This is a genomic window from Streptomyces sp. SID4985, assembly GCF_009863025.1.
Taxonomy (GTDB): Bacteria; Actinomycetota; Actinomycetes; order Streptomycetales; family Streptomycetaceae; genus Streptomyces.
On the sequence record NZ_WWIR01000437.1, the window covers coordinates 1 to 640 of the forward strand.

At 78.1% G+C, this 640-nt stretch carries 1 protein-coding gene; it reads right to left on the bottom strand.

Annotation, left to right across the window (positions count from 1 at the left end):
• The coding region (locus tag GTW40_RS18950; RefSeq protein ID WP_161181381.1) for an aminotransferase class I/II-fold pyridoxal phosphate-dependent enzyme at positions 1 to 640 on the bottom strand (640 nt) is incomplete at both ends.

A 640-nucleotide genomic window follows, 5' to 3' on the forward strand; every position in this document is an offset into this window, starting at 1 on the left:
GACGGGCTCGGGCTCGTCGAGCGCGTACCGCGCGGCCTCCGCCACAGGCGCGGCGACCCGGGCGCCGAGCGCGGTGAGCGCGTCCAGCACCCGCGCGTGCAGTGCCTCCCCCGCCGGACCGGCCGGGAAGCGGGCGACGGCGGCGGGCCAGCCGGGCGGGAGCAGGGCACCGGCCAGGTCGTTGACGACGGTCACCCGGTCGGGCAGCATCTCGGCGGGGCTGAGCAGCACGGTCTCGTGCGGGGTGTGCAGGGTGTCGCGCCAGGTCTCGTCGCTGACCAGGTGCAGCCCCTCGGCGGCCGCCGCCTCGACCGTCTCGTACAGCGGCTCGGGAGGGGTGACAGTACCGGTCGGGTCGTCCGCGACGGACAGCACGAGCAGCCGGGGGTCGCCGCCCTCGGCCCGTACCCGGCGGACGGTCTCCAGCAGGGCGTACGAGTCCGGTACGCCCCCGCTCTCGGGCGGCACCGGCACAGGGAAGACCCGTCTGCCGAGCAGCCGGGCGCACGGCTCCCACCAGGCGGCGTGCGGGCGCGGTACGAGCACGTCGCCGCCGTCTGCCGCGAGCGCGGCGGTGATCGCGAGCAGCAGCGCGGGGGCACCGGGGGCGGCGGCCACCTGGTCGGGGACGGTGGGCAGC